The 22,983-nt window shown below is 43.2% G+C and carries 17 protein-coding genes; 11 read left to right on the top strand and 6 right to left on the bottom strand.

The window, feature by feature from the left end:
* From AACQ83_RS19510 to AACQ83_RS19495, 4 genes are all read left to right on the top strand, one after another.
* Positions 1-622 (top strand): bacteriophage T4 gp5 trimerisation domain-containing protein (locus AACQ83_RS19510; protein WP_445260531.1); only part of this gene is annotated, 622 nt, incomplete at its 5' end.
* A gap of 2 nt (positions 623-624) precedes the next feature.
* On the top strand, positions 625-1,980 hold the full coding sequence (locus AACQ83_RS19505) for a VRR-NUC domain-containing protein (RefSeq protein ID WP_112879227.1): 1,356 nt from the start codon (positions 625-627) through the stop codon (positions 1,978-1,980).
* A gap of 15 nt (positions 1,981-1,995) precedes the next feature.
* Positions 1,996-3,147 carry a DUF3396 domain-containing protein gene (locus AACQ83_RS19500; RefSeq protein ID WP_112879226.1) on the top strand — a complete coding sequence of 384 codons (1,152 nt, stop codon included), beginning with the start codon at positions 1,996-1,998 and terminating at the stop codon, positions 3,145-3,147.
* Positions 3,148-3,150: 3 nt separating this feature from the next.
* Entirely contained in the window at positions 3,151-3,435 is a 285-nt protein-coding gene (locus tag AACQ83_RS19495) for a PAAR domain-containing protein (protein WP_112879231.1), read from the top strand.
* A 1,942-nt stretch (positions 3,436-5,377) separates the two neighbouring features.
* Here AACQ83_RS19495 and malQ read toward each other — a convergent pair.
* Positions 5,378-7,465: a 4-alpha-glucanotransferase gene (gene malQ, locus AACQ83_RS19490; RefSeq protein WP_112879225.1), complete on the bottom strand. Its 2,088-nt coding sequence runs from the start codon at positions 7,463-7,465 to the stop codon at positions 5,378-5,380.
* A gap of 9 nt (positions 7,466-7,474) precedes the next feature.
* Positions 7,475-9,877 (bottom strand): maltodextrin phosphorylase, encoded by a 2,403-nt coding sequence (malP, locus tag AACQ83_RS19485; protein ID WP_112879224.1) that lies wholly within the window; start codon positions 9,875-9,877, stop codon positions 7,475-7,477.
* A 475-nt stretch (positions 9,878-10,352) separates the two neighbouring features.
* On the opposite strand from malP, the gene AACQ83_RS19480 reads away from it, so the two are divergent.
* On the top strand, positions 10,353-10,481 hold the full coding sequence (locus AACQ83_RS19480) for a hypothetical protein (protein ID WP_255566992.1): 129 nt from the start codon (positions 10,353-10,355) through the stop codon (positions 10,479-10,481).
* Complete coding sequence (gene malT, locus AACQ83_RS19475; RefSeq protein WP_112879230.1) at positions 10,438-13,152, top strand: HTH-type transcriptional regulator MalT; 2,715 nt, start codon at positions 10,438-10,440, stop codon at positions 13,150-13,152. Before AACQ83_RS19480 ends, malT begins: the two co-directional genes overlap by 44 nt.
* 8 nt (positions 13,153-13,160) lie before the next feature.
* Here malT and AACQ83_RS19470 read toward each other — a convergent pair whose 3' ends face one another.
* Positions 13,161-14,354: a multidrug effflux MFS transporter gene (locus AACQ83_RS19470; RefSeq protein WP_112879223.1), complete on the bottom strand. Its 1,194-nt coding sequence runs from the start codon at positions 14,352-14,354 to the stop codon at positions 13,161-13,163.
* A gap of 735 nt (positions 14,355-15,089) precedes the next feature.
* Here AACQ83_RS19470 and AACQ83_RS19465 point away from each other — a divergent pair.
* The 5 genes from AACQ83_RS19465 to AACQ83_RS19445 are packed head-to-tail and all read left to right on the top strand — an operon-like array spanning position 15,090 to position 19,854.
* The gene (locus tag AACQ83_RS19465) at positions 15,090-16,340 is read left to right on the top strand and encodes a class-III pyridoxal-phosphate-dependent aminotransferase (RefSeq protein WP_370446079.1); all 1,251 of its coding nucleotides are present in this window, start codon (positions 15,090-15,092) and stop codon (positions 16,338-16,340) included.
* The gene (locus tag AACQ83_RS19460) at positions 16,340-17,401 is read left to right on the top strand and encodes a zinc-dependent alcohol dehydrogenase (RefSeq protein ID WP_112879221.1); all 1,062 of its coding nucleotides are present in this window, start codon (positions 16,340-16,342) and stop codon (positions 17,399-17,401) included. Before AACQ83_RS19465 ends, AACQ83_RS19460 begins: the two co-directional genes overlap by 1 nt.
* Before the next feature lie 13 nt (positions 17,402-17,414).
* Positions 17,415-18,047 (top strand): HAD family hydrolase, encoded by a 633-nt coding sequence (locus AACQ83_RS19455; protein WP_112879220.1) that lies wholly within the window; start codon positions 17,415-17,417, stop codon positions 18,045-18,047.
* A 59-nt stretch (positions 18,048-18,106) separates the two neighbouring features.
* Positions 18,107-19,258 (top strand): MFS transporter, encoded by a 1,152-nt coding sequence (locus AACQ83_RS19450; protein ID WP_112879219.1) that lies wholly within the window; start codon positions 18,107-18,109, stop codon positions 19,256-19,258.
* A 14-nt stretch (positions 19,259-19,272) separates the two neighbouring features.
* Complete coding sequence (locus AACQ83_RS19445) at positions 19,273-19,854, top strand: DUF1349 domain-containing protein (RefSeq protein WP_112879218.1); 582 nt, start codon at positions 19,273-19,275, stop codon at positions 19,852-19,854.
* An 82-nt stretch (positions 19,855-19,936) separates the two neighbouring features.
* Here AACQ83_RS19445 and AACQ83_RS19440 read toward each other — a convergent pair whose 3' ends face one another.
* The 3 genes from AACQ83_RS19440 to thiH form a co-directional block, all read right to left on the bottom strand.
* Positions 19,937-20,422, bottom strand: coding sequence for a hypothetical protein (locus AACQ83_RS19440; RefSeq protein ID WP_112879217.1), 486 nt, complete (start codon positions 20,420-20,422; stop codon positions 19,937-19,939).
* 307 nt (positions 20,423-20,729) lie between these two features.
* Positions 20,730-21,206 (bottom strand): carbohydrate binding domain-containing protein, encoded by a 477-nt coding sequence (locus AACQ83_RS19435; RefSeq protein WP_112879216.1) that lies wholly within the window; start codon positions 21,204-21,206, stop codon positions 20,730-20,732.
* Between the two features lie 638 nt (positions 21,207-21,844).
* A complete protein-coding gene (thiH, locus tag AACQ83_RS19430; protein WP_112879229.1) occupies positions 21,845-22,969 on the bottom strand; it encodes a 2-iminoacetate synthase ThiH in 1,125 nt (374 codons plus the stop codon).
* Between the last annotated feature and the right edge of the window lie 14 nt (positions 22,970-22,983).

Genomic DNA, 22,983 nt, shown 5'->3' with positions numbered 1-22,983 from the left:
CACGCAGACAGGTAATGACCAGAAAACAGAAGTGGCGCATAACCGCACGGCGATAATTAAAAACGATGATGATGAAGCCGTGCAGGGCTTTCAGACGCTTGAAGTCGGTCAAAATCAGACGGTGACCGTTAAAGGTCAGCAAGCCGTTTCCATTGGTAAAAGCCATCAACTGAACATCAGCGATAACCAGCAAATCACCGTGGGTAAACATATCACGGTGCACTCTGAAAGCGGGCAAATCACCATTGGGAACGCAGGCGGGCAGATAGTCATTGACCCGATGGGCAATATCCGTATCGAAGGCGTCAGCATCACTATGACCGACCATATCGCCGGCAAGAAATCCGCCGGTGCGCTGTTTGACTACTCCGCCCGCTATACCCTGCTCAGTGAACGGAGCGGTAAACCACTGGTGAATACCCCCTATACCATTACCACCGCTGGCGGTCAGACCCTTTCCGGTAAAACCGATGCGCTGGGCAGAACCGTGACGGTACAGAGTGAGGCGGAAGAAAATCTGCAACTGAGTTCACCAGAAGTCCCACCGAAACCGAAGCAAACCTTATACCGTGCCAGCGGTAACACGCAGATAGAGTATGTGATGGAATTTACGGAGAAATAAGTATGACAATATCCAACAGCGGTAAAATGTGCCCGGCCGTGACCTCAGTTAACTGTACGATGGAAATAGGGGTTTTTCCCGCCGATGAAGACCCCTGCTATCTGGCGGAAAAAGCTGAGTATGCTCTGCGCCTGCCGGCAATGATTGTCACCAAGCTGGGCGCTATTCGCTTTCTTAATCAAGTCATTATGAGTGGGTTGATTAAGGTTGAGGAACTCAAACATGACTTTTTATGGCCTTATAAAGCAGAAGTGGTGTTTGCTATCAGAGAAGAGGCAGTGCCTTTACCCATGCTGGCAACCAGTCAAATCTCTAAGCAGCGTTATGGTGATAATTTACCGCAATCCAGTAATCCATTTGCCCGGCCTTCTGCCGACGATACGGAGAAATTTGGTGTTGTTGGTATTCGGCGCCCCGATATTATTTTGGTTAAAGATGAGACTCTCCGTTGGCCGGGCAGAAATGCCACCTACTTCGATGGTTCTGTGCACCCTGATAATTTGAAAATGTTGATTGAGGTGAAATTTCCGGGGGATGATCTAACTCAGGGACAACAAACTGATTATATCCAGATTGCGACCGAAGATCGCTTTGGGGTGATGCGTGTTGACGATAATCGCTCTGAGGAGCAAAAACAGTACGATGAAGCGTGGCGAAAACATTATCAACCCGGTTCTCAACACTATAAAAATCCCATACCACTGGCACCGCTGCCGCCCGGTTCACCGCCTGATGATAAAGCTTTACCCGCTCCTCCCGCAGAGGGTGTGCCGGGAACCATTCCACAACCCCTGACAGAAAATCCACCGCTTCTCAGTACTTCCCGTTGGTCGTTTTTACCGAGCTATGAAGACTGGGTTGTCCTTGGGCAGGAGGTGGCGGGTCTGACCGAAAACGGATTGAATTATGTCCGTGACAGTACCCGCGAACTCCTTGCTCAGTTTGGAGCATGGTTCAATCAAGCCGGCAAGTGGGTGTGTGAAGAGATTATTGATCCGGTCACTCATCAAGTCAGCTACGCGTTTTCCTGGGTTAATGAACAAACGGGGAAAATCGTGACCTGGACGGAGAATGAGATAAAAGCCCGATGGCAGACTGTGCAACAGGGCTCAGATATCACCCTGGAAGAGCTAAAAAACATTAGCTGGATGCAAATATTAAAAGAGGTGGGGGAAGGCATGCTGGAAGTAGTTGTGATTATTGCCGAAGTTGCCGTTGTTGTCCTGGTCACCGTTGCCGTTGCTGCTGCACTGATTGCACTGGTGGAAATTTTAGCTGTTGCCGCAGCGGCCAGCGCCGCTGCGTTAGCTGCCGTCCTGGCAATATTGGCAAGTGTGACATTTGTCACTGTCTCATAATTAATGGAGAAAATGATGGAAACTTCAGATTACTTTGCCCAACTGAGATCACAACTGACCTCTTTTCTTTTTCTCAATGCCGATGGGCTAACTGTTTCCCGTCTGGGTCTCTCAATTACCCTGTTTTTTAAACGGGGCTACACCCCAGAGAAAAAGCAACGCATTCTGGCCTGTTATCGTCGTTTTCGCGAAGAGTTCGGTACTCACCTGCGTTTTCACCGTCATGAATTGAAAGGGTTAAAAAAATATTCCCCGGAAAATATTGCCAAAGTGGAAGAGGGTATTCTTAATCAGAAAAAAAACCAGTTTTGTGGTTGGGTCGTCAGTGATGCCAAAAATGAAGATGAGGCACCTCATTATCTGATGCGTTACCTGGATTCCCGGGAAATAAGCGGTGATAACGGCATTTCTTACCTAAGCCTGACACTTCCTTGGAATTATCTGAAAGAACAAGAGGGCATGACCCGATTTATGGCCTGGCTGGACTTTCTGTGTGAACAACTCGAACCGGACAGTGGTGACTGTGGCTACTGTCTGGTATTACCCAATGACTTCTATGACTACTTTCCCTTAGAGTACCAACTGGCGCAACGTTACCCTTCCCTGCAAGTGAACTCCGCAGTGCACACAGCTAAATTACAGTATGGAAATTCCATCCGTGGCATTAACTGGATCACCTTACTGTCCAAACGCTTTGTAGAACGGTTGGGGGGGGAATTATGGATACGTCATATGCTGGCCCGCCACCGCTACCCGGATGTGTTGATTACGCCTTATTCCAATGGTCTGATGATCCGCGCTGGTCAATACCCGGATTTAACGCCGCTACCGGGCAGTGTCCCGGAGAGTTATTTTGCTATTAACCAATTGATACGTCCGATACGGGTGATACCTCGTGAAGGCCATTCATTGCACTTCTATGGTGAAGGTCATTTTAATTCAACTTCCACCCTGGCCTGGTATGCCCGTTATGACCGAGGACCGCTGAATGTGACCCCTATGAGAGGTGACCATCCTGCTCTGGTCAGCGGGATCTGGCAAACCGATAGCTTGCCTGATAAGCAGTACTTCTTTGCTCAGGGGACGATGGCTTTTGATGTTGAAGGTGCAGAGACGGGCACAACCGTATGGCATTTAATACGAGAAACGGAAAATATAACGGAGTAAATGATGCGAAGTGTAGTGGAAGGAAAAAAAATTATCCTGAAAGGTGATACCACAACGACCGGAGGCGATGTTTTAAATGGTTCCGGTTTGGTAAACCAACAACTATCGGTTGTCTGTAAAGGTGACCCGGTGTTTTGTCCCGCCTGTAAAAAGATCGGCGTTATTGCGGAAGATTCTATACCCGTTATCTTTCAAGTTGCCTCTTTGTTGGCGGCATTCACTCACCCCGGTTACATAGTTCGCTATGCTCCCGGGGATTCGCTCCCTTGCCGCCGCGATGCATCTTGAAATCCATAGGGTATAGCAGGGAATAGGTTGTTTTTAGTCACGCTATACCGTTTAAAAAGTTGGCATCAATGGGGTACCTATTTTTTAATCCTTAGCTGATTAATCACCGGTAAAAGGGAAATGTCAGTAAAAAAAGAATAATGTAAAAACATGATAAGCTTGTACAGTGGTTTTCATTCTGATGGGTTGCCTATTTTTAATTGTAAACCTGCTATAACGAATGGTCTTTATTGCTTAATTGTGGTAAACCTAATGGCTTTTACATTTTCTTAACCGTATTTAATATCCTTATTTTCATTAAATCATTAAACTGATATTTAGGTTTTCTCGTTTCTCCCTTTTCTGTATTTGATTTTTTAGGTTTAAAACCAGTGAGGGTAGCAGATCAGCTAGCGGTATTAGGATTAACGCTAATTTCTTTAATCATTTTTAATGCGGCTAAACATTTTTGCTTTTTGGGGTTAATTTAAATACCTCTCGGTTTTCTACAATTATAACCTCTGATTTTTTGTAAACTTGTTGCAGTCAGGTAAAATCTTTTGTTTAATAAAATGGGTTTAATGCGGTTAATACTGTTAAATGTTTTGATATGATATATTCTTGTTATTGGGTTAACACTATCATTTTGTCACCTTATTTAATTAATTTAAAACCTATTTTTTCTGATGATTTCTCCTCTAATGTCAGTATGGTATCGGATTTTTTACCCGTTTTAAAAAAATCCTTAATCACTGCTTTTTACTTTTGATGATTAAAGTTTTTACCTGTTTTTTCGTGGTATGCCTGGCCTCTTTTCCAGCTTTTAAAACCATACTGACAGACAAAAAACGGCTTTTCTTAATACCTGTATTTATCATTGGTGAAAACTAGCGGTGATATACCCGTTATCTTTCAAGTTGCTTCTTTGTTGGTTACACTCGTTCACCCCGGTCACATAGTTAACTATGTGACCGGTTTACTCCCTTGCCGTCGCGATGCATCTTGAAATCCATAGGGTATAGCAGGGAATAGGTTGTTTTTAGTCACGCTATACCGTTTAAAAAGCTGGCATCAATGGGGTACCTATTTTTTAATCCTTAGCTGATTAATCACCGGTAAAAGGGAAATATCAGTAAAAAAATAATAATCTAAAAACATGATAAGCTTGTACAGTGGTTTTCATTCTGATGGGTTGCTTATTTTTAATTGTAAACCTGCTATAACGAATGATTTTTATTGCTTAATTGTGGTAAACCTAATGGCTTTTACATTTTCTTAACCGTATTTAATATCCTTATTTTCATTAAATCATTAAACTGATATTTAGGTTTTCTCGTTTCTCCCTTTTCTGTATTTGATTTTTTAGGTTTAAAACCAGTGAGGGTAGCAGATCAGCTAGCGGTATTAGGATTAACGCTAATTTCTTTAATCATTTTTAATGCGGCTAAACATTTTTGCTTTTTGGGGTTAATTTAAATGCCTCTCGGTTTTCTACAATTATAACCTCTGATTTTTTGTAAACTTGTTGCAGTCAGGTAAAATCTTTTGTTTAAGAAAATGGGTTTAATGCGGTTAATACTGTTAAATGTTTTGATATGATATATTCTTGTTATTGGGTTAACACTATCATTTTGTCACCTTATTTAATTAATTTAAAACCTATTTTTTCTGATGATTTCTCCTCTAATGTCAGTATGGTATCGGATTTTTTACCCGTTTTAAAAAAATCCTTAATCACTGCTTTTTACTTTTGATGATTAAAGTTTTTACCTGTTTTTTCGTGGTATGCCTAGCCTCTTTTCTAGCTTTTAAAACCATACTGACAGACAAAAAACGGCTTTTCTTAATACCTGTATTTACCATTGGTGAAAACTCAGCAATATGAAGGATGGTTTATGGATTAAAACCATCCTTTAAACTGGACAGGATAATGCCTTCGGAGGGGAAATAGGCATTACGGCATTTAGCCTCTGTCCATTCCCGCTTTTTTACGACATTTATCTACATCTTTCAGCAATTGGTTGACATGATCATCACCAAACAGGGTTTCCAGAGAGGTATTCAATTTACGTCGCCAGTTAGGATATTCCATTACCGTACCTGGAATATTAACCGGTTTATCCATATCCAGCCAATCTTCGGGTTGCAGGCCCAGTAGTGCGCAGGCGCTGTGGGCAATATAACGATGTAGTCCTTGGTTTATTATCGGTGACATGTCTATCTCTTTTGCCATGTGACCGATATGTTCCGGGATACAGCCGTAGCGATGTAAGCCTTCTAATAACCCTTGTTTGCTAGCTTGACGGTCAGTATGTAACCCTTGAAGCAGGTCTTTATCAGGGTATAGTTTGAGTGATTCCCCAAGTGTCAAATCGTTGCTTTGCCAAAATCCACGTAAGGTCGGTAAATCATGGGTGGTGATGGTTGCCATTGCTTGTATCGGGTAATCCTCAGGTGCGCGGTATTCTCCATTGCCATGACGCTCAAAGTAGAGCACTTTATAAGAATAGACACCGCTGTCGCGCAGTTTGCCTACAATCTCTTCCGGTACAATCCCCAAATCTTCACCAATAACCAGACAGCGATGGCGTTGACTCTCTAGTGCCAGAATTGCCATCAGATCATCAACTGGGTAGTGTACATATGCTCCTTTGTCGGCTGTTTCACCGTAGGGAATCCACCAAAGTCTAAGCATCGACATCACGTGGTCAATGCGTAGCGCACCGCAATAGGTCATATTAGTGCGCAGCAGCTGAATGAACGGTTGGTAAGCCTGGGCTTGCAAAACATGAGGATTCATTGGTGGTAAGCCCCAGTTTTGACCCAATGGTCCAAGAGCATCTGGTGGTGCTCCCACTGATGCTTTAGTGCAATAGACAACCCGGTTGCACCAGGTTTCCGATCCGCCTTCGGCTACGCCAACGGCCAAATCACGGTAAAGCCCAATCGGCATGCCACTTGTTTGGCTTTGGGTAAAGCAGTCTGCAAGTTGCGTATCAGCCAGCCATTGTAGCCAGAGGAAAAATTCCACTTCCTGCGGGTGAGATTGGCAAAATGTTTGTACGGCTTCACCGTGCGGATCGCGGTACTTTTCCGGCCATACCGGCCAGCCCCAACAGGAGCTATCTTTAGCGTATAACTGGCAGTGCAGAGCGTCATAGGCGGCTTGATAGTAGAGACATTCACCACCCTGAATGACAAATCGGCGGAAAGCGGTTTGTTGGGAATCATGTTCTGGGCGCGTACTGAATTGTTGATGTGCCAGACGTAGTGCTGCTATTTTCAACGCCATCACTGTGGTGTAATCCACCCATTTAGTGCTGCGGGAATACTGTAACGTGCGTTGAGTCTCTGGTGCTTGCCACCAACGCTGTGCCTCTTCACTGAGTTTGAAATCTTCAATCTGATTAACGTCAATGTAAATCACATTAAGCCAGTTGCGTGAAGAGGGGCTATAGGGGCTGGCGCTTTCTGGCATGGCTGGATGCAGTGCATGCAATGGATTCAATCCGATGAAGGCGCCTCCGCGTGCTGCTACCTCTTTCAGCATGTGTTTCAGGTCGCCAAAATCGCCGATTCCCCAGTTGTTTTCTGAACGCAGAGTATAGAGTTGCACACAGGCACCCCAAAGTTTTTCCCTCCTTTGCAGGGCATCTGGTTCATAGCAGCGTTTGGGCGCCACGATAATCTGCATGGACCAGCATTGGTTTCCTTGTGTCAAAGTGAGGTGATGGTAGCCCAGAGCAAGCGTATCAGGTAGCACCAGTTTATGGCAGCAATGCCCCTGAAATTCCTCTCCTTGTTCTGTCTGTATCTGCCATTGGTAGTGCTCTTCATCTTTCAGGGTGATAGTGAAGTGCTCGCCTTGAGTAAAAACTTTTACTGTCGGTAAGGGTGAAACCGACGCGTTGGCCGGTTTGTTTTCACTTATCGCATCCAACAAGTAGTGTCGGGTTTCCGTTAGAATCGCTTGTGGTTTGCCATAAGCATTAATATAGCTGGCGACAATGCCAGCCTCGGTCGCTAAATGATCGAGGCTTTTCTCCTCCATGATTTTTCCTTATCTCTCTGCTTGCCAGATGCGTTGTTGATAATCATGGATTGTCCGGTCAGAGCTGAACATGCCCATCCGGGCGGTATTTAGAATGGCACTACGTGTCCAATGTTGAGTATCGCGGTACAAGGAATCAATCCGTTTATGCGCATCACAATAGGAGGCAAAATCAGCTAGCGCCAGATAAGGATCGCCACCTTCAATCAGACTATGTAGCAGCATATCGAATGCTCGCTTATCGCTATAACTGAACTCGCCGCTAGCCAGTGCCTTGAGTATGTTGTCCAGATGCTGATCTTCCTTGAGTAATTTCAGTGGGTCATAACCAGCAGCTTTTAAGGCTTTCACTTCTTCTACGGTATGCCCGAAGATGAAGATATGGTCATCTCCTACCTGTTCGGCAATTTCAACGTTCGCCCCATCTAATGTTCCGATGGTCAGTGCGCCATTCAGTGCCAGTTTCATGTTGCCGGTACCGGAAGCTTCTTTGCCGGCTGTGGAGATTTGTTCTGAAACATCAGCAGCCGGTATCATTAGCTCCGCGACAGAAACTTTGTAATCGGGGATAAAAGCGATCTTAATGCGATCACGGACGATTGGATCGTTATTAATTTTCTCCGCTGCCTGATTGATGGCAGAGATAATGTTTTTTGCCAAATAGTAGCCGGGCGCGGCTTTTGCGCCAAACAGGAATACACGTGGCACGATATCCAGTTCCGGGTTTTCCTGAATTTGTTTATAGAGCGATAGGATATGCAACAGGTTCAGATGTTGGCGTTTATATTCATGCAAACGTTTAATTTGCACATCAAAAATGGCGTTTGGATCTAGCTTAAGCCCCATCACTTTATTGACATAATTGGATAGCAGGATCTTGTTGCCTTGTTTGATAGCTCGGTACTCTTCGCGGAAAGCGGCGTCATCTGCATAGGGTTCAAGTGTTTTAAGGGCATCAAGATCGTTAATCCATTCGCGATTAAGTGTACGGTCAAGCAATCCTGACAGTGCCGGGTTACACTGTTTGAGCCAACGACGCGGGGTCACGCCATTTGTCACGTTGAGAAACTTATTCGGCCATAGTTGATGGTATTCAGGGAAAAGATCCTTAACGATGAGCTGTGAGTGCAGCGCTGCTACCCCGTTTACGGCAAAGCCCGCGACGACACAAAGATTCGCCATGCGTATCTGATGGTTATAATGTACAGCCAATTTTTCCCATACGGCTTGCTCGCCGGGCCAAGTTTTGTCCACCAACTTTTTAAACCGGTAGTTAATTTCTTTAATGATGCTGTAATGGCGTGGTAGCAGGTGGCTGACTAGATCCTCGTCCCAACATTCCAAACCTTCTGGCATCAGGGTATGGTTGGTATAGGCGAAAGTATGGCTGGTTATCTCCCAAGCCGTTTCCCAACTCATCTGGTGTTTATCCAGCAGAATGCGCATCATTTCAGGGATGGCAATTGTTGGATGGGTATCGTTAAGTTGGATAACTTCATACTTAGGCAGATTTTCCATTTTGCGGCCCGCTAGCTGATGGCGACGCAAAATATCTGCGACGGAGCAGGCACACTGGAAATATTGTTGCATCAGACGCAGGCGTTTGCCTTCCTGATGATTATCATTCGGATAGAGAACTTTTGTCAGTTTAGCGGCTTCAACACCTTGCTGTTCTGCTGCCAGAAACTGCCCGGCGTTGAATTTGTCGAGATCAAATGGCGTAGCATGGGTTGCTTGCCACAGGCGTAATGGTTGAGTAACACCATTGCGATAACCAATGACCGGTAGATCCCAAGCTTCTCCAACCAAGGTAAATTCAGGTGCCCAAGTTTCGCGTCCATCATCGGTTATGACGACTTCGCCACCAAAATTCACCTCAACATCTAACTGAGTGTTGTGGTGGAACCAGGGATAAGATTCTCGTCCCCAATTGTCTGGTTCTTCAATTTGTTGCCCTTGTTCAAAGGATTGGCGGAACAGGCCGTATTGATAATTCAGACCATAGCCAATTGCCGGCTGACCGACGGTTGCCATAGAGTCAAGAAAACAGGCGGCAAGCCGTCCCAATCCACCGTTACCTAAAGCGGGGTCAGTTTCTTGTTCCAGAAGATCACTCAGAATGATATTTTCTTCTGCCAGGTAAGCCTGAACGTCTTCATACCAACCAAGGTTAAGCAGATTGTTTGCGGTTAAACGGCCAATCAGAAACTCCATAGAGATGTAGTTCACATGGCGTTGTTGGTCGGAATGATTGATGACAGGGCATGTGGGCAACAGCTCTGACAGGGCCGCACTAACGGCTTGCCACCACTGATGCTGGGACATTTCCTGTGCCGAACCGAGGCCAAAGCGCTGCCATTGACGTGTCAGCGCAGCCTGAAACTGGGCTTTATCTAATCTGGACTGTTGCATGGAGTCTTCATCCTGTAGCTGAAAAGGAAAGTTTAAGCACTATGCTGAATGCTCTCAGGATCTAAAGCATCATCCTAGAGAGGTATTAGTCAGGGAGGAGTAGAAGGGCGTAGCCAGTAACCCTCTTTCGCATCATTTTTGCACCTAATTGAGTTCATTTTTTTCCAGTGGATCGATAAGGTAATCTGCTAATTGCTTCCACAACTTGTATGTAGAAAATGGAATTTGTTGTTCAAGAATGTGATAGGGTGCGCAACTTAATACTATAGGGGTCGTAAACATATTTGCAAAAGCAATCTATTTCACTAAATTTGGTTGGGCCGATTAATGGCGTCATTACGGACCGTGAAATAAATCATCTATACCCTATGGATTTCAAGATGCATCGCGACGGCAAGGGAGTGAATCCCCGGGAGCATAGCAAACTATGTGACCGGGGTGAGCGAGTGCAGCCAACAAAGAGGCAACTTGAAAGATGACGGGTATAACTAATATCACTCATGGTTCCGGCGCAGGTTTCACTTATTACTTCTTATTGGGCACGGAAATTACGGAAATTAATGCTTATCCCATCAAAACTGAGTCGTCCCGTTCGTCTGAATAATACGGTCTTGCGTAAGCGTTTGTTAATCAGAATGAATGAGTCGTCTAACTATCGTCTTGTGCTAATAACTAGCCCCGCTGGTTACGGTAAAACCACACTGGTCTCTCAGTGGGCTGCCGGGCAGGATAATTTGGGATGGTATTCTTTGGATGAGAGCGATAATCAGCCGGAACGTTTTGCCAGCTATCTTATCGCGGCGTTGCAACAGGCTACGCAGGGACACTGTGTTAAAAGTGAAGTGTTGGCCCAAAAACATCAATATGCCAATTTACCCGCGCTTTTCGCTCAATTATTTATTGAACTTAGTGAGTGGCGGCGGCCCATTTTCCTGGTGATTGATGATTACCATCTGATTGTAAATAATATTATTCATGAGGCTATGCGGTTTTTCCTGCGTCACCAGCCTGAGAATCTGACGTTAACCATCTTATCGCGTAATTTGCCTTCTCTTGGGGTAGCTAATCTGCGTGTGCGTGAGCAATTGCTGGAAATTGACAGTCAGCAACTGGCTTTTGATTATCAAGAAACGCAGCAATTTTTTGATAAGCGGTTAACCACATCCCTTGACGCCGACGATTGTAAGCGCTTATGCAATGAAGTCGCGGGTTGGGCAACGGCGCTTCAGCTTATCGCGCTTTCAGCACGGCAGTCGTGTGATGCCGCTGAACTGTCGGCTAAACGCTTGTCGGGCATTAACGCCGGCCATCTTTCCGATTATCTGGTGGATGAGGTACTCAATCAGGTGGATAGTTCAACGCGTGAATTTTTGTTGCGCAGTTCTATCTTACGTTCCATGAATGACGGTTTGATTGTTCGTCTAACCGGTGAAGAGAATGGTCAGCAGCGTCTTGAAGAAACTGAACGTCAGGGGCTGTTTATCCAGCGTATGGATGACTCTGGCGAATGGTTTCGCTTTCATCCGCTTTTTGCTTCATTTCTACGTCAACGCTGTCAATGGGAAATGGCGTTGCAATTGCCGGAGTTGCATCGGGCGGCCGCAGAAGGTTGGTTGGCGCAGGGGTATCCGGGCGAGGCGATTCATCATGCCTTGGCGGCGGGTGATACTGCCATGCTACGCGATATTTTGTTGCAGCATGCTTGGTCGCTGTTTAACCACAGTGAGTTATCTCTGTTGGAAGAGTGTATGAATGCGCTGCCTTATGAGCAGCTATTGGAGAGTCCGCGTCTGGTGCTGCTCCAGGCTTGGCTAGCCCAAAGCCAACATCGTTATTCAGAAGTCAATACACTGTTAAACCAAGCGGAACAGGCACTGCAACAGAAACAAATTGCTATAGAGCCGGATCTGCTAGCTGAATTCGATGCGCTACGGGCTCAGGTGGCTATGAACAGCGGCAAGCCGGAGATGGCCGATAAGTTGGCGAAACAGGCTTTGGCCGCACTGCTTCCTCAGAATGAATACAGTCGTATTGTTGCAACTTCCGTGGAAGGTGAAGTATTACATTGTAGAGGTGAGTTGGCTGATGCATTAGCGCGGATGCAACAAACCGAGCAGCTTGCGCGTCGTTTCCATGTTCATCACTATGCGTTGTGGGCGCTGTTGCAGCAAAGTGAGATTTTATTAGCTCAGGGATATTTGCAGACGGCTTATGAAACGCAGAACAAGGCATTTGAATTGATCCGTGAACAGCATTTGGAGCAGTTGCCAATGCATGAATTTTTGTTGCGTATCCGTTCACAGCTTTTGTGGTGTTGGTCTCGTCTTGATGAAGCCGAAGATGTAGCGCGTCGTGGGCTGGAAGTGTTGTCTAACTTCCAACCTCAACAGCAGTTGCAGTGTCTAACCCAGTTGGCTAAATGCTCTTTGACCAGAGGAGATATTGATAATGCCCGCCGTTATCTGGCGCGTTGTGAAAACCTGCTAAATAATGGGCAGTATCATCGAGATTGGCGTACGAATACTGACAAACTGCGAGTCATCATTTGGCAGAATATGGACGACAAAAATGCCGCTATTCGGTGGTTGGCACAGACTGAGCGACCAGAAAGTGTCAGTAATCATTTTAATCAGGGGCAGTGGCGCAATATTGCTCGTGCTCAGATTCTGCTTGGTTTGTATGATGAGGCTGAGTCCATTTTGGATACACTGAATCAACATGCGAGAGAATTGCAGTTAATCAGCGATCTGAATCGTAATTTACTGTTGTATAACTTGCTTTACTGGCATATCGGACGCAAAAGCGAAGCGCAGAATGCACTCATTGAGGCATTGGCTCTGGCTAACCGTACTGGATTTATTAGCCATTTTGTCATTGAAGGTGAGTTGATGGCCCAACAATTACGTCAGCTTATTCAGCTCAATACCTTGTCTGAACTAGAGTTACATCGGGCGCAGCGCATTTTGCGGGATATCAACCGTCAGCATCGCCATAAATTCGCTCATTTTGATGAAAGTTTTGTCACACAGTTGCTAACACATCCTGATGTTCCTGAGCTTATTCGCAATAGTCCGCTTACACAGCGTGAGTGGCAGGTGTTGGGATTAATTTACTCAGGCTACAGTAATGATCAAATTGCCGCAGAATTGGATGTAGCGACGACAACTATTAAGACACATATACGGAATCTGTATCAGAAGCTAGGGATTGCGAATCGCCAGGAGGCGATTCAGCAAGCACAACAACTGATGCAGATGATGGGGTTAGGTGTGTGATTGATATTTTAGGATTCTAGCGAAACTACCCGTCCTTTCAGGTTACGGCTGAGTATGTGTGCCGACAGGATTAGGGTGGTACCGAGTAGCATGACTAACACGAGTGACTGTTTGAGCGAAAATGGCAGCGCCATAGCAATGAGCGAGAGGGTGGAGCCGACAGCCATCTGGACGAATCCTATCAGTGCAGAAGCGACACCGGCTTCGTCAGAATAAGGCTCTAGTGCATAACTGGTCGCCGGTCCCATAACAAATGCCATACCTGTGCAGGCGAAAGAAACCGGCAACATATAGCTTAGCCAGTGCTGGCTGGCGACAGTTGGCAGATGCATGCCAGAAAACAGAGATAGGCTAGCCAGTGCCATTAGAATTGTCCCTAACAGCAGGCAGCAAGGGCGGCCAAGTCGATGGATAATTTTATTGGCGGTTAGGAAAGCGATCATCGTCCAGAGTCCGTTGCCACCAAAAATCAATGAAAATGCTAGCGGTGAAATATGGCCCTCAGTCATTAGCACGGTTGGCGCAAATGACACATAGGTAACCACTATTCCCATAATGCCAGCGTTAACTAGGGCAAAATGTATAAACTGGGCATTGCTAAGAATTTGAAAATATTGCTTTAGTGGTAACCCGCGAACTGGTTTAGTGTTAGCGGGGCGCGTCTCTGGTAGCCAGTTGGCAATGATAAGTAGTGCAATAACCGAGTAGCAAGTCAAAAACCAGAATGGCGCTCTCCAGTTGAACATTTCGGCCAGAATACCGCCAAGTAATGGCGCGAGAGCAGGAACAATATTTAGCGTACCGTTAATAAATCCATAGGCTTTGGCCGCCTCATCACCGTTTAGGCGATCACGCACACCACTAATGCAGACGACACTGGTACAGCAGACAGCACATCCTTGAATAATTCGCGCTGCAATAAAAATTTCGGGAAAAGTAGAAAGCGCTGCGATCACCGAACCGATGATATATAAGGTGATACCCGTTAGGGCTACTGGCCGACGGCCGAATTTATCTACCAGTGGCCCAGCGATTAACTGACCTAGCCCCATAATTAATAAAAACAAAGAAATCGTTGACTGAATAACTTCATTGTTAACTTTAAAATCCTCGGCAATGGCAGGAACCGTAGGCAAGAATACATCGATACCCAAAGGTCCAAAAAGTGCCAAGCTAAGTAGTAGAAGAATATAATTTTGCATGTGTGTTCTTTTAATATTTCAATAATGGTGGTGGTTTTATTGGTGAATAGGCTCAGTGGAATTCATTCTTTAGCGTTACCAAAGAGCTTGGATACACCAGAGATCCTACTAGCGAGTCATTTCAAGCTAGCGATAGGGATGTTCAAGGATCACGCACAGACTGAACCCTTTACTTTTTTTAAAGTCTGAACTTTATACGAGCTATTCACCGGTGTAAACCAACCAGCTTGTGTGGGTATTTTAAATATTCAAATCTTAAATACAAAAAAATGACATCGCGCTGTAGCATCAGCTTATTTTTCACTCGTCATTTTAATGTTAGTCGGAAGTTTGGCTATTCTTAGTATGAAAAACGCACATTTTTTCTGACAAATCAGAAATGATCGAGAATCTTTTATCACATTTCATCATCTGTCAGAAAATAGCTACGCATTAGGTAAGTGCTCTTATCATCTGCGGAAAAGCCGTGAGATGGAAAATTTTGGTACAGTTTTTGTAGGATTTGAACAGAATTTATTATCATTAATCCTATAAATCAGCAGTTCTGCATGCCATTAACCAATCATTCAAAATAATAATATATTTTATACAAAATACTTTAATTTTTTAAATGTATTTTGGTTTTTTGCAGACTTTTTGTTGATATAAACTAATTTTTAGTAAATATTGCCTTATATATTAAAGGCTGGTTTTATTTGTTTTGGTTATGAATAGTTAATTAAGGTAATTAGAATGATGGAAAATGAAAAACGGTTTGAAGATATGCTTTCTCGCTTTGTTGGAAACGGTCCTTATTTGGAAATTGATGGTAAAAAGTATATCGATGCAGCTTCGGGGACATTTAACCTTCCACTTGGGTACACTAATCGCAGAATAACAGAAAAATTAAAACAGCAGATCGACAGATGTACACATTTAAGTTCAGCTTATACCCATGAAATATCACAATATATTTTGGGTAAATTAGTTAAACATACCCCTGAGGGCATTGATAGAATATGGTTACGTGATGTTTCCGGTTCTGGGGCGGTTGAATGTGCAATTCGTATCGCGCAAAAAGCAACAGGACGTTCAGGAGTTATCTCTTTCTTTCTGGCTCATCATGGTCAGTCTTTAGCCACAGCGCAAATTTCGGGTAATGCTTTTAGAATTAAAGACTTCCATGTCAGCATTGATGGTTCTTTAAAAATTCCAACCCCTGCTAGTGTCATGTCAGAACTTGAATCGAATACAGAACCCAATCAATATTTTGACTTAGAACAATTTATTCAATTAGGTTCAAATGACAATATTGCCTGTCTTATCATTGAACCTATTCAAGGAAATGGCGGAAATAACGTTTTCCCTGTCGATTTTTACCGTAAGATCAGAGATATCTGCCATAAACATGACATTATTATTATCGCAGATGAAGTACAGACCGGATTTGGTCGTACCGGGACATTTTTCGCCTCAACCGGTTACGCTAAAGAATTAGAACCCGATATTATTGTTTTCGCTAAGGGCGCTGGTGGCATAGGTATTCCTACCGGTGGTGTGCTGATGCGGAGTTCATTAGATGTATTAGAGTCATTCGAACATTCCAGTACATCAGGCGCTAACCCTCTTTCATTAACGGCGCTTAATGAAATTATCGATATTATCGAAGACGAACAGGTTCTGGAGAATGTGCAGCATAATGAAGCTTATTTACGTGATGGCTTATTAGCATTACAGCATAAATACCCAGAAATTACTGGTGTTAGAGGCGTCGGTTATATGTTTGGCTTTGATACGCCATCACCAGAGTTTGCGGCACAAGCGATTGCAATAGCGAATTCTCATCACTTGATCATCCGGGGTTCTCGTTATGGTAAAGGTCGTGCACTTAAAGTTCGTCCACCGTTAATTTGTACTCAGGAACATTTAAACGAAATTCTGTATAAGCTTGATCTGACTTTTGCTGATATGACGTTAAATATGCTGGATAACAAGGAGGTAGCGTAATGAAAGCACTTAAATTTAATCGGGTGTGGGATGTTCAAATCCAGGATGTTGAACCGTTACGCTGTGTGGAGCCTGATGATGTTGTCGTTGATATTGCGGTGTGTGGCGTTTGTGGTACGGATGTTGGGATTATCACCGGTTCTTATCCTGTTGCTATTCCGGGAACTACTCTGGGCCATGAAACAACGGGTGTTGTTGCTCAAGTAGGAAAGAGTGTCACTCGCTTTAATGTAGGTGACCGTGTTGTCATCAACCCAACTTATTCTTGTGGGCATTGCCGGATGTGCCAGATAGGAAATCCAAATCATTGCGAGAAAAAATTGGGAACCGAAGCGGGAGTTTCCTATGACGGGGCATTTGCTGAGCAATATCTGGCTAAAGAGAGTTCACTGATAAAACTGGATGATCATGTCAGTATGGAAGAGGCATCACTGACTGAGCCACTCAGTTGCACGCTGACCGGGGTCGATAAACTGGGCATCACCCATACTAATATTCGTGCGGCGGTAGCTGGCGCAGGCCCAATGGGGATGCTCTATATTTGGGCTTTGCATGCCAGAGGCGTTAAGGCTTTCATGGTCGAGAAAAACGAAAGTCGTGTTCAATTTGCCAAAGAAAATCTGCCGCCAGAATGTGAGCTATATACTGATTTTGATGAGGCATTAACGCAACAATATGGTGATAAATCAGCGCCTATCGATCTCTGTGTGGATACGACCGGGCAATTAACCGAATACATTTTTGACCATTTGGCGCCTGGCGGAAAATTGTTGAATGTCGCGCTTAAAGATAAGCATGCCAATCTTGATATCTTGAAAATTGCTGATAAGAGCCTTTCCGTGATTGGTTCCATCGATTCTCTGAATAACAGTTTTGAGCGTGCTTATACCATGATCCGTGATGGCGTTATTCCAGCCGGTCGTCTGGTCAGCCAGGTTTTTGATTTTAATGATTACTTGCAGGCTTTTCTCACTGTTGGTTGTGATATTGCTCGCAAAAGCCAAAAACCACTGTTTACTCCGAACTGTAAAGTGCTTATCCGTATTTCCGATCTAAAATAATGGAATGTTTCACATGGATAGATTTAATGTGATTTTTGATATCGATGGGGTCATTGTTGACAGTGAACAACTGCACTTTGATGTTCTTTGTGATTTGGCTCCTGACTACACACAGCATGTACAACCACAGCAACTTATTGGCCTGAGTTTGGAGGGAACATTAGATTACATCGGGGTTCCAGCTCTGCAACAGAAAGGGATCACTGCGCAAATCGTCTCGGTTTACAAAGATAAGCTGTCTAAAAGTTACCTTCGTCCAGGGATTGCCCGGTTGATAGCGACCTTACAACAGCACCGTATCCCTTTTGGCTTTGTTTCTACTGCGCCGCGGGAAGTGTGTTTGGCGAATATTGGATTGCTGGAGTTGAGTGAAAACCCTGCTTTAATCTCTGGTGACGATGTTGCGAGGACGAAACCTTATCCTGATCCCTATCTTGCTATGTTGAAATTGAAGTCTATGGATGTTCATCAGACATTAGTGATTGAAGATACCGATTTGGGAATTACAGCAGCAACGCAGGCAGGTATTCCCTATGTGTATGCCTGGCCTCATGCTTTATCGATTGCGGAACAATATCAACAGGCAACTCGTATTATCGGGACGCTGACCGATATTCCGCAATTTTCTAAAATTAATTTTGTGTAACTTAATGCTCTCCGTTAGTCATAGCGGAGGGCTTTTTATTGATATAGAAGGAACATGAGTTGTCTGATCAAAATATTATCTCTTTGGTAAAACAACCCATTATGGCGACGCGCGCCGCTTTTTTTATTGCTGGCTTTAGTCTTGCAAGTTGGGCTCCTCTCATTCCTTTAGCTAAAGAACGGCTACAACTTGATAATGGCGCTATGGGGCTTCTAATGTTGGCATTCGGCATTGGTTCTTTCATCATGATGCCAATAGCGGGCATGTTAGCTGCACGCTTCGGTTGCCGGAAAATTTTCACTTTATGTGCTTTGATCGTGTTAGTGATGTTGCCAGGGTTAAGTGTATTACCGACACCGTTGACATTAGCTTGCGTTTTATTTGTCTTTGGTGCAGGTATTGGGGCAATGGATGTTGTGGTCAATATCCACGCCGTCATGGTCGAGAAAATGGCTCAGCGGCCAATTATGTCTGGCTTTCACGCGTTATTTAGTTTGGGCGGGATCGCCGGTGCAGGATCGGTGAGCGCATTATTGTCTCTGGGCATATCACCTCTCCAGGTGATGGTAATGGCGGTATTACTGATTATTTTACTGCTATTGCCGGTATGGAGTGGGTTATTGAACGAAGCTGAAGCTGGTAATACGCCATTCTTTGCTGTGCCTCATGGGATCGTGATTTTATTGGGCTTTCTCTGTTTTGTTGCCTATATCATGGAAGGCGCAATGCTGGACTGGAGCGGTATATTATTAACCAGCGTACATAATATCAGTAGTCATCAGGCTGGTATCGGTTATACCCTGTTTGCTATTGCTATGACATCGGGCCGCTTTATGGGTGATAAAATCATTGCCTTTTATGGACACCGACGGGTTTTTATCAGCAGTGCTTTATTGGCTACTTCTGGATTTATCCTTATTTACTCAGCATCAACTGCAATGATGTTAGGGTTCTCTTTCCTGATGATAGGCGCAGGATTATCCAATATAGCGCCAATGCTTTTTACTGCTTCTGGTCAACAGAAAATTATGCCTGATTCACTGGCTGTTGCTGCGGTTTCTACCATGGGATATTCAGGGATTTTGTTGGGACCTGCAATCATAGGTGGATTAGCGCATATTGTGACATTACACGGCGCTTTTGCTTGTATTGCTTTACTCTCTATTTCCTTATTTGCAGGATATAAATTGATTGATTCGAGCGGAAGATAATAGAGGGAGTTCCTATGGGTTTATCACAATATCATTGGCTTAATGAACCATCTGATTGGCAATGTGGAAGCGACTGGCTTAATGTCACTACAGATCATAAAACTGACTTTTGGCAACGAACATGGTATGGCTTTGAACGTCATAATGGTCATGTTTTTGGGCGTTATGTTGAGGATGATTTCACCTTTCAACTCTGTATTGAAGGCTGTTTTGAACATTTATACGATCAGGCAGGAGTCATGCTATTAGTCGATGAGAAACATTGGCTGAAAGGCGGAATTGAATATTCTGATGGTCATGCCTCGATTGGTAGTGTGCTAACACGTGATCATTCTGATTGGTCTATGGGCGTATTTCCTGGTGATTCTAGTAAATTCTGGTTACGTTTGACTCGTGAAGAGGGATATTTAAGACTGCAATATTCCACTGATGGTTTACGGTGGCCATTGTTGAGGTTGTCTCCTTTTTTTGAAGATAAACAACCTGTCTTTGTTGGTGCAATGTGCTGTTCTCCAGAACGGCACGGATTACAGGTGCGGTTTTCTGATTTCCAATTGACACCGCCAATAAAAAAACCATTGCATGATTTAAGTTAGCCAGAATGGTTTTCGGAGAATTATCTCTATTTAAAACACCCGGAGCAATGTGCTTCGGGTGTTATGTATCAAGGCCCGATGTTTAAACTCTTTCTAGAATAAAACCCGTGAAGTCAGCAGTTGCCTCTTCTGGAAGTTCTATAAATTGGTCTTTCAGCATGTAAATACGTAAAAGCCCTTCTTCATCTGTGTTTAATTCAACTGAACCGGTCGTAAAGTTGAAGCTATTTACAGCAAAGGATTCAGGGCCAAATGTGCGATTTTGTAAACCAAAATAAGCGGGCAAGGCCCTTTGTGGTGTTAGTTGAGTCGATAAGCGTGCTGTACCTGTCAGTCTATATTTAACGTTAGGTTCCAACCCTGTTATAATTTGATCAATGACGCCAGAGCCGGAATAGGTTTGGATGCTAAGAAAATTAGTGCCATTCTCGGATAAGATTTCTATAGTTTCAGGGTGTGGGATTCTCCAGCCATGATATCCTTCATTAAATGAACCATTAACTAGTTCTTTATTAGCGTTTTTTGTATCAGAATAATCTGCGCTATTTAGCATTTTTTTCATATCCATATATGAGTCCTTTTAAATGAATGGCAATTAAATTTAATTTTGCTTAATGATTTTTCCCTGTAAACACTTTATCAATAATGAAAAAATATTCAATCATGTTTTTTGATTGAATATTAAGTTTGTGATAATTAATGTAAAAATAAATGAGATGGCTAAATTATTTCGATGGGAATTTATTTTAAAATAATTGAACTATATTTCAATTAAAATATTAATTTATGATTTTATTTTCTCAACCAATATTAAAACACCCGGAGCTTCCTGTTCCGGGTGTGTTTTAATGTCAAACTACTTCGAAGTTAAATATTTAAGCTTTTTCTAAAACAAAACCGGTAAAGTCAGCGGTTTCTCCATCTGGGCGATGGCCAACTTGGTCTTTCAATAAATAAACGCGTAAAAGTCCCTCTTGATCTGTATTTAATTCTACCGAACCCGTTGTAAAATCGGTGCTGTTTACAGCAAAAGAGTTGGGGCCATCGGTGCGACTCTGTAAACCAAAATAAGCTGATGAGGCCCATTCTGCTGATACGCGCGCTGTAGCTGTTAATTTATATTTAGTGTTAGGTTCTAATCCTTCGATAATTTGATCAATGACGCCAGAACCAGTAACGCTTTGGACTCTGATAAAGTGAACGCCATTTTCAGATAAGATTTCTACTGATTCAGGGGCTGGGATTCTCCAGCCGTTATATCCTTCTTCGAATGAGCCGTTAATCAGTTCTTTATGAGAGTTTTTCTTGATATCAGAATAATCTTCGTTATTCAGGATCTCTTGTACGTTCATATATTAGTCCTTTTTAAATAGATAGAAATGAATTTAATTTATTTCAGCGCTTTTTTTTCGGGAGGGCACTTTATCAATAATAGGATAATACTCAATTGTATTTTTTGTTGGTGGTGAGTTGTAATTTGAGTAAATTGGTATAAAAATAAAACAAATGAGGGTAATTTTCAATATATTCAGTATACATGGATTATTATTCTCATTATTTATTGGTATAAATTGGAATTTTATTTTTAAAACAGGAAATCAAGTTATTTATGAAAAATAAACTGTTTAGTTAATGATTATTAGGATATGGGATTTTTTGTTTTATGTAGAGGATTTGTATGTCGATAAGTGATATATTTGTATATTAAAAGTTAAATTTTAACTATGAATAAAATGGTTATGCGGAAATAAAATATTTGTGATGAAAATAGATTTTATAATGTTGGTTATATCTATATAGATAAATTTTTATTTTAAATTCAAAATAGATATTTCAAATGACAATTATTTTCTTGTTAATCGTATTTGTCTTTATTACTGTCTGGTATTGGAACCAGACAGTTTGTTATATTCAATCCTATTTTTTGTCGTTATTGTCTGTTAAAAGCTTTTACTTAAAATCAAATTATTTAACAAGAAAGAAAATTAAATTATCGACCTAAATAGCTATCCCAATCTTTCCAGACAGGTTGTAACCCGGCTTTAATTAATACGTCTGCGACCTGATAAACAGAACGGTTATCATGTGGCATAAATTGTTCCAATTCTTCGTGGCTACTATCTGCGTAACCACCGGGTTGGGTTTTCGAACCGGCACTGACATTGTTGATTGCCAATGGTATGACGTGATCGCGGAAGAATGGAGATTCACGAGTAGAAATAGAAAGCTCAACATCTGGCGCAAATAGACGAAAAGCACAAATCAGTTGTACCAGTTCTGCTTCACTCATCAGCGATGCGGGCTCAATGCCTCCAGCACAAGGTCGCAAACGTGGGAATGAAATAGAGTAACGGCTTTGCCAATATGTACGTTGCAGAAAGAATAAATGCTCCGCCACCATATAGCAGTCTGTTCGCCAATGACTAGAAAGGCCAATTAGCGCTCCTAAACCGATTTTATCGATTTTAGCATGACCAAGGCGATCGGGTGTTTCTAATCGCCAGTGAAAATCCCGTTTCTTACCCCGTAGATGATGTAGCAGGTAAGTTGGTTCATGGTAGGTCTCCTGATAAACCATCACACCATCTAACCCCAGGGTTTTCAGTTCAGAATACTCTTCCTGTGTCATAGGCTGAACTTCCATCATTATTGAGCTGAAATATTCGCGGATAAGTGGCAGATAGCGGCGGAAATAATTCATACCGACCTTGCCCTGATGTTCTCCGGTGACTAATAACAGATTGTCGAAGCCCAGAGCTTTAATCGCCTGACATTCGGCAATAATTTCATCTTTATTGAGTGTTTTGCGTTTGATGCGGTTACTCATTGAGAACCCGCAATAGGTGCAATCATTGGCACACAAATTGGAGAGATAAAGCGGTACATAAAAACCAACGGTGTTACCGAAGCGTTGACGAGTCAGTTTTTGTGCCCGTTGTGCCAGTGGTTCGATATAGGATTTCGCTGCCGGAGAGAGCAAGGCCATGAAATCGTCCAGATTTAATTTGTTACTGCTTAATGCCCGTTCAACATCCTGCGCGGTTTTGCTATTAATGCGAAGGGTAATGTCATCCCAGTCCAACTGCTGCCAGCGGTAACTAAAACTACCGCTCATAAGATGATGAATCA

Origin of the sequence: Photorhabdus sp. S10-54 (assembly GCF_963878145.1) — a bacterium.
Taxonomy (GTDB): Bacteria; Pseudomonadota; Gammaproteobacteria; order Enterobacterales; family Enterobacteriaceae; genus Photorhabdus; species Photorhabdus kayaii.
The sequence above is the reverse complement of the archived record's forward strand: the minus strand, read 5'-3'. Positions and strand labels throughout refer to the sequence as shown.